Source organism: Elstera sp., from assembly GCF_044372965.1.
GTDB lineage: Bacteria > Pseudomonadota > Alphaproteobacteria > Elsterales > Elsteraceae > Elstera.
In genome coordinates this window covers 1-6,854 of record NZ_JBILQX010000188.1, presented here as the reverse complement: position 1 = coordinate 6,854, position 6,854 = coordinate 1, and the positions used below count along the sequence as shown (strand labels likewise).

Genomic DNA, 6,854 nt, shown 5'->3' with positions numbered 1-6,854 from the left:
GTCGCCCCCCTGGCGCGCGGAGACCTTGGCCGCCGCCGGGCGCTGGAACCATTCCTCGAAGGCATCCCCAAGATAATACATATTGGGCTCATTGAAGTCCCGGCGCACCTTGGTTGCGAGCGAGCTGATGAGACCGGCCAGTTCTAGAGCACGCAGCGCGCGTTGCACGCTCCGCCGCGTTAAATGGCTGGCTTCTACAATGGCTGCCACCGTCACCTTCGCAAACCGAGCCGGATAGGCCATGCGCGCCAGAACGACAGCAACCGCGCAAGGCGCGGGTTTGAAGTCCAACCGAGTTTTAAGCGGGGCGGGCAGGGCTTCGGCAAGAATGCGCGTATTCATACTCGGTGCACGCACAGGCGAGCGCGCGCCAAGCCGCAGGACCAGCGCAACAACCTGGTCCTGAAGACTGGTACGGTCGTGACCCGCCTCCCAGCCGTCGCCAGACCCTAAGTCCAGCTGCGCCTTTGCGTCTTCGGTTCGGGCCTCAAGATCGGCCTGATAACCCGAGCGATCGAGGAGCCCATCAAGCTCCTTCAGCCAGGTCGCGCTAGACATAGGGACGGCCTTTCGCCGCCGGTCGGCTGCTATCGACGGGCACAAAAAACCCCGTCCGCAAAACAGCCTGCTTTGCGATAAACATGCGGATTTCCTCCGATCAGAATGGGCACTGACCGGCGATCCCGAATTTCGGCAAAATGAGAGCGTTAGCAGAAAATTCTGCTTTACAAACATCGACGACAGAGGCATAAAAAAGGGGCTTCAAATACTTTTTTACTACCGCTGTCGGCGTCCTTCGGGGCGCCGATTGCATTTTGGGGGTCCGTCATCCCCAGGCGTTTACACGGACGTCATACGGCTCCTTTTCGAACATACTCTGCGACGGTCATACATTGCCCGATGTCACACGGCGCCGCAAGAGAAAAGCGCAGCAATATCAGTGACTTAGGCACGATATGCCGTGAAACACGATTCACATAAGCGAATCAAGGGTGAACGCGCCTATGCTCAGACTCGACTCGCACCCACAATATGTAGGGATGCCGCTAATCTGAACCGCGAAGGGGGAGGGGCGAAGCTCTTGATTCCTCGTGGTCGGCCGAAGCGCGTCAACATGCATCGAGCTATAAGCTATTGGGCCTAACCTTCTGGGATTGTTGAAATATTCTCATGCTCTTAATGTGACGCATGAGAAAGGCCGTTGCCTTCGGGCGGTCCATCGGCGAGCGCTGCTGCCAGCCAGGGACAAAAGCTCACCTTCAGAAGCAGCCCAAGCAGCCGCGCCTCATCGAAGGCCCATTGGTCCAGCAGCTGACACACCACGAGCTGAAGCGGTCTGGAGAGGCCTGCCTGAGCCTCCATGAGGATAAGCTGAAGGTAATTCGTCCAACGCTCGGCCTCGAGATGCAGGGCCAACTGCTCGAAGGCAGCAGCGTTACTTGCGTCGCGCCGGTCGACGGTGACGGCAATCACGATATGAGCGATCCGGCGTAGGTCGCGCTGATCATCGGCCGAGAGGGTCAATGGTTCGGCTCGGTCGCGCAGATCGTCATCGAAATGACCGGCTATGACCGCTCCATCGCTATGCCGAAGCATCGCGATGGACGTGAGGGGGAAGATATCTGCCAAACGGCGCGAGCTGGTCATGACCCGCTTCCAAGATCGACTAACCCCTGTGACGATCTTGGCCACAACGAGAGGGGAGGTGCTGCGCTTCGAGCACAATCCAACCCCTCAATCATGGCCAAAGCCTTCGCCCAGATCGGCAAGGAAAAGATCGACCCAGTTCCCCGCATGACAAAAAAGCCGCGTGATCATCACCTCAGTCCATCCGGAAAATTGCACCAGCTTGATGGACGTGGCCGTCCGCCCCAATTCATGCGGTGAAATCCGAACTCTGAATACCGGTACTCACTGCAACGCGCCTCAATTTAGAGCGCAATGTCAGGACCCAGCGTAAGCCTAGTCAATCCCACACGTGATATTCCTACAAAATTATTCGATCCGGCCAAAACATAGCTTCGGGCTGACCGAGCCGTCCGTCCCCAGAGCCGGGCAGATGAAAAAACCAAATGCCAAAACCTTGCCCAGTTGTCGCCAATCGGCAACAATCGGCCCAGGTGTCAGGTAATTCAGCCGAGAGATTTTAGAGGTTGGTTTGGCGCTCGGCAGGACGAGGAGGCGCTGAACGTCCTAATCGCTCAAATGCACTAGGTCGAACTTGGTCGTTTTGGCGACGTGGAACCTGTCGGGGGCGGGCCCCAGAAATGCGGGTTCCCTCAGGTCCCTGCTATCGCCTCTCTGTTGCGTGATACTGCGGAAGTGTTGCGGCCTGCTGACTGGGGCAATCAGGCTAGTCAACCGGAACGCTAAAACAGCGAAACACCAATGGCAGACCCTTAAAACACAGTTGGAGGCAGGGCGATGATTGACGTAACACCATTGGAGAAGTCTCTAGGCTTGACGGCCTTTGACGTGCGCGCCGAGCTTTCCACACCGGAGTATTGTCAACTTTATTTACAAGCTGCCATCGAGCAGGACGACGGGGATGGTTTTTTTATCTTGGACGCATTGCGTCTTATTGCCGATGTACAGGGCATGACCAACACCGCCGCAAAGGCAGGGCTGAATCGATCCGCACTCTATAAAATTCTCGATGGCAAACGCGGGAAGCGACCGAGCTTTGCCGCGATCTTTCGGGTCATTCGGGCCTTGGGTTTCACTCTTGTCCCTGCCCCCCGCACCACCCTTGAAACCAACCACCACAGTCCATAGGGGGAGGCCGACGCCAACCCCAATACACTCAAATCCCTCGTCACATCCCTGGTTGATAAGGGTCTGCCTGAGTCGCGCCGGAATGAATTGATCAACACGCAGAGTGACGCTATATTTCGTCAGTCTTAGTGGCTTTTGAAGGTCAGGCATCATGACGCTCGCGCAGTACGCTGAGAATGGACTGTTCGCTCCGGGGCGGATCGCGATGGTCCTCCGGACGACCCGTGAGGAGGTTGCTCAGACGGCTGGCCTCGGCAGGGATGCGGTGCAGCGGAAAGACCGTGTCGCGTCCGATAAAACCCAGCGCCGGTTGCGAGAAATTGTCGAGATTATTAACAAGGTCGAGCCGCGCTTTGGATCGCCCCTTATCGCCTACGCTTGGTTTCGCTCCGAACCTCTGTCGGGTTTCTCGGGGCAAACAGCGATGCAACTGGTTCGGGAGGGGCGTGCTGGCGAGGTGCTCAGTTACATTGATGCGGTTGACGCTGGCGTCCACGCTTAGAGCCTCGCGTCGTGAAATATCAAGGACCTTTGTTTCGGGCGGTGAACCCGATCTACGCGCGAGACCCGCTCTCTGGGCGAGGCGCAGAACTGTACGGCGGGCGGTTTAATGCCAAGGGAATGGCCGCCCTTTATTTGTCTATATCCATCATGACGGCCATCCGAGAGGCCAACCAGGCAGGGAGCCTTCAGCCAACAACGCTGGTTTCCTATGATGCCGATATTGATCATGTGTTTGATTGCCGGGACGAGGCGGCGCTGCACGCTGAAGGCATGAGCCCGACCGCCCTTGCAGATACCGGATGGCGAGATGCGATGAAGGCACAAGGCGAGGCTCCAACTCAGAGCTTTGCCCGAAGGCTGAAGGCGAGCGGCTGGAACGGAATGATGGTCCGGAGTTTTGCGCCCGGCACGACGTTGGATGATCTCAATCTGGTGCTGTGGGTTTGGCACGCTAGTGAAACAGCACGATTAACCCTGATCGACGATGAGAAACGCCTGAGCCGTTTGTAACGGGTCGCTTCAGGACGATGGACGCTGATTCGAAACGGCGGCCGTTCGTCTAACCCCCGCCAGTTCGCACGCATCGCTCAGCGCTGCCGTCGCCGCAGGCCGACGCGATCATCACGATCGTCGTCGAGGCATCAGTTGAAGATTTTCCTGCCGCTGATTTGGAGCATAGAGGTCGGCATAGGTCGGAGGAGTCGCGGGGCAGGGCGCGGCCCGGTGCCGTCGCGCGCACGATGTTAGAGCATCTTCACCCCATGAATTTCGTCGAAGACGCGATCCGGGCGGCAGCGACCGGGCACTGGCGGTGAAGCGTGCTTTCAGACAGTCGGCGCTTACCGGCGGTCCCTGCGAGCAACTTTGAAATCATTGCAAGCAAATGATTCTGCCGCGCTGAAGCGCTGCAATTCGCATGATTTGCTCGTAAGTGTAGCGGCCCCCAATCATCCGGCCTTCGGCCCGATTTCATGGCCGTTTTTGGCCCAAATTGTGTGACACTGTAAGCGCTCTCCGGCCCATATTATCTGCGACTCAGCCCAGATTATATGAGACGGACCCGCAATCATCTGGGCTGGCCCAGTATCCGTGAGACGGATGGGCCGCGCATCAAACTGGCAAACCCGCCGCCAGCATTTGCTCTTTGATGTCGCGCGCACGGTCGGCGGGGAGATCATGACGGAATAGCGCCTTCAGTTCAGACGGCTTTGGTCATTTCGAGCGCGGGCAGACCTTGAGCAACTGACCCACGCGCCAGGGCGAAATAAGTTTCGGGCTAAACTAGACCGTTGCGCCATCCTTACCCCTCCGGCACTGCGCCAACCAGACACAGCGTGTCCAGTATCTGATCATAAAGCGAGAAATCATTGTAAGCGCTGTCCTGTCCCCACCTATCCCGCTTTCTCGTTTCATGCGAGGGACGCTGCCTCTGAGTTTGATGGGAGGTTGGTATGGGAGTCCCTTTGGAGGTCCGAACTGAGTCAGTTTTGCAGGGGGAGGTTTTAAGACGTGGGTCGGGTCATCGGCGCTGGCCGGATGAGGTGAAGGGTCGGATTGTTGCAGAGACGCTGGTTCCGGGGGTTTTGGTTCGGGAGGTGGCGGCGCGGTATGGGCTGAAGCCGAACCATATTTCGGAATGGCGGGCTCGGGCGCGGCGGGGTTTGCTGGCGGTGCCGGATTTAAGCGGGGCTGCTTTTGTACCGGTGGTGATGACCCCGCCGCCGGATGCGCCGGAACCCCCTGCAAGCGGTGCATCGATTGAGATTGTGGTTGGCGACGTCACGGTTCGGGTTGAGAGCACGGCATCCGTGGAACGGGTTGCCGCGCTGGTCGCGGCCCTAAGGCGGCGTGCATGATCTTCCCGTCGAACCGGGTGCGGATTTTGATCGCGGCGAAGCCGGTTGATTTTCGGAAAGGGCTGGATGGGCTGACGGCGCTGGTAAAGAGCGAACTTCAGCGCGATCCCTATACCGGGACAGTCTTCATATTCCGATCCCGCCGCGCTGACCGGTTGAAGCTGCTCTATTGGGACGGCAGTGGTTTGGTGCTCACCTATAAGCGCTTGGAGGCACAGCGCTTCGTTTTGCCCAAGCTGCACAGCGGTACCCTGGCACTGAACCCGGCCCAGTTCGAGGCCCTATTTGCGGGGCTCGACTGGCAGAAAGTCCGTGCGGTGAGCGTGCGTCCCCCGCAGGCGATTACGTGATTTTCTGAGGGCTTCAAACAAGATTTAAGATGAGCTAATCGGCTGTTTTTGCTATTATTTTCCTATGATAACCGCTGCCGATCTGCCCGATGATATCGATGCCTTGAAGGCGCGGATTCTTGCCGTCGAAGCCCGGAACTTGCGTCTTGAAGCCTTGGTTGCCGCCTTCAAACAGGCGCTCTTCGGGCGGAAGTCCGAACGGCTGGACCCAGACCAGTTCGACCTGGCGCTAGAGGATATCGAAAGCGGCATCGCCACACTTCACGCCGAAGAGGATGCTGAGGATCGGGCGGCCAAACGCCCCGTTAAAGCGCGGGCCGCCAATCGCGGATCATTGCCGAAGCACCTGCCGCGCCTTGAGGAGGTTCTCGAGCCCGCAAGCTTGGTCTGCGCCTGTGGCGGCGGCCTTCATTGCATCGGGGAAGACGTCTCGGAACGTCTCGATATCGTCCCGGCACAGCTTCGCGTCCGCGTGACCCGCCGCCCCAAATACGCCTGCCGCGCCTGCACCGACGGTATCACCCAGGCGCCTGCCCCAGCGCGGCTGATCCCCGGCGGCATTCCGACCGAAGCGCTGGTGGCGCAAGTGCTGGTCAGCAAATATGCCGACCATCTTCCGCTCTATCGGCAGGCCCAGATTTACAGCCGCCAGGGGATCGATCTCGACCGCTCGACCTTGGCCGATTGGGTGGGCCGGGCGGCCTTTGAACTCCGCCCTCTCCATGCGGCCCTGCTGGTCACTCTGAAGCGTTCCACCAAACTGTTCATGGACGAGACCCGCGCGCCGGTTCTCGATCCAGGAACCCGGAAAACCAAAACGGGATACTTCTGGGCGCTGGCCCGCGATGACCGCGCCTGGGGCGGCACGGAGCCGCCGGGTGTCGCCTTCACCTATGCTCCGGGACGGGGCGGCCACCATGCCGACTGCATCCTGCACGATTTTGGCGGTACTCTGCAGGTCGACGGCTATGCCGGATATAACCGCCTGATCGCGCCCGACCGCACGGGCCCCAGCATCCAGTTGGCCTATTGCTGGGCCCATGCGCGCCGCAAGCTGATCGAGATCACCCGTACCGGCCCCGCGCCGATTGCCGAGGAAGGCCTGGCCCTCATTCGCGCCCTTTATGCCATCGAAGCCGATATCCGCGGGAGTGAACCCGCTGCCCGGCTGGCAGCCCGGCAGGAGCGCGCAACACCGATCCTCGCCCGCCTCGACGCGTGGCTGCAGCACCATCGCCCCCGCGCTTCGGCAAAAGCACCCCTTGGGGAGGCGCTGGCCTATATCGCTAAATACCGCGACGGCCTTGGCCGCTTTCTAACCGATGGCCGCGTCGGGATCGACAGCAACGCCGTCGAACGCAGCATCCGC

At 59.5% G+C, this 6,854-nt stretch carries 8 protein-coding genes; 6 read left to right on the top strand and 2 right to left on the bottom strand.

The features are described from left to right. Nucleotides 1-558, bottom strand: a 558-nt coding sequence (locus ACIQ36_RS17130) for a hypothetical protein (protein ID WP_395831549.1), incomplete at its 3' end; no start/stop codon positions are given. Nucleotides 559-1,176: 618 nt separating this feature from the next. Continuing rightward, entirely contained in the window at nt 1,177-1,647 is a 471-nt protein-coding gene (locus tag ACIQ36_RS17125) for a hypothetical protein (protein WP_395831547.1), read from the bottom strand. 777 nt (nt 1,648-2,424) lie between these two features. Here ACIQ36_RS17125 and ACIQ36_RS17120 point away from each other — a divergent pair. The 6 genes from ACIQ36_RS17120 to tnpC all read left to right on the top strand — a co-directional run. After that, nucleotides 2,425-2,775: an addiction module antidote protein gene (locus ACIQ36_RS17120; RefSeq protein WP_395831545.1), complete on the top strand. Its 351-nt coding sequence runs from the start codon at nt 2,425-2,427 to the stop codon at nt 2,773-2,775. A gap of 151 nt (nt 2,776-2,926) precedes the next feature. After that, complete coding sequence (locus ACIQ36_RS17115; RefSeq protein ID WP_395831543.1) at nt 2,927-3,277, top strand: antitoxin Xre/MbcA/ParS toxin-binding domain-containing protein; 351 nt, start codon at nt 2,927-2,929, stop codon at nt 3,275-3,277. Between the two features lie 11 nt (nt 3,278-3,288). Further along, a complete protein-coding gene (locus tag ACIQ36_RS17110; protein WP_395831541.1) occupies nt 3,289-3,789 on the top strand; it encodes an RES family NAD+ phosphorylase in 501 nt (166 codons plus the stop codon). 941 nt (nt 3,790-4,730) lie between these two features. After that, complete coding sequence (gene tnpA, locus ACIQ36_RS17105; RefSeq protein ID WP_395831539.1) at nt 4,731-5,135, top strand: IS66-like element accessory protein TnpA; 405 nt, start codon at nt 4,731-4,733, stop codon at nt 5,133-5,135. Then, nucleotides 5,132-5,485, top strand: coding sequence for an IS66 family insertion sequence element accessory protein TnpB (tnpB, locus tag ACIQ36_RS17100; RefSeq protein ID WP_395831537.1), 354 nt, complete (start codon nt 5,132-5,134; stop codon nt 5,483-5,485). The genes tnpA and tnpB overlap by 4 nt, the downstream gene beginning before the upstream one ends. 64 nt (nt 5,486-5,549) lie before the next feature. Continuing rightward, on the top strand, nt 5,550-6,854 hold a 1,305-nt coding region (gene tnpC, locus ACIQ36_RS17095), incomplete at its 3' end, for an IS66 family transposase (RefSeq protein ID WP_395831535.1).